This is a genomic window from Gilvimarinus gilvus, assembly GCF_030518155.1.
GTDB lineage: Bacteria > Pseudomonadota > Gammaproteobacteria > Pseudomonadales > Cellvibrionaceae > Gilvimarinus > Gilvimarinus gilvus.
In genome coordinates this window covers 1-417 of the sequence record NZ_JAULRU010000361.1, presented here as the reverse complement: position 1 = coordinate 417, position 417 = coordinate 1, and the positions used below count along the sequence as shown (strand labels likewise).

Annotated in this window: 1 protein-coding gene; it reads right to left on the bottom strand. The window is 54.7% G+C overall.

Translation table 11 applies throughout. From position 1 onward, the window contains the following. Positions 1-170: 170 nt before the first annotated feature. A partial coding sequence (locus tag QWI17_RS06150; RefSeq protein WP_302721643.1) for a hypothetical protein occupies positions 171-417 on the bottom strand: 247 nt, incomplete at its 5' end.

The following is a 417-nucleotide window of genomic DNA, read 5'->3' as shown; positions in this document are numbered from 1 at the left end:
CAATGGCGCACCAGCATCAAGCGCTGCGCCGCGGGGAGGGTGAGGGGCGCCGCTTGACCATGAATGCTCGGAGGCGTAGCCTTTGCTCCTGAGGTTGTGCTGGTGCGCCGGTTGAGTTTCAAGTTATCCGGGCGAGTACATCCTTACCATTCAGGCCGCTCAAGCGGCCTTTATTTTTTGGGCTTGTTTCTATCCCCTTTAGGGATAATCGAATACAGCTCTGCCTTGGGCTTGCGAGCCGTCAGTTCAAAAATCGCCTCATCAAAAACTTCATTGCCATAGCCATCGTCACGACCAATCGTGCTGCGAAGAGCGGTCATGCGCGTGGCGTTTTTCCAGATTGATGTCGCCGCCAGTGCTGCCTCGATTTGCAAAACCATGTCATCAATGGTGTAGCCATCTCGAATCACCCGGCTT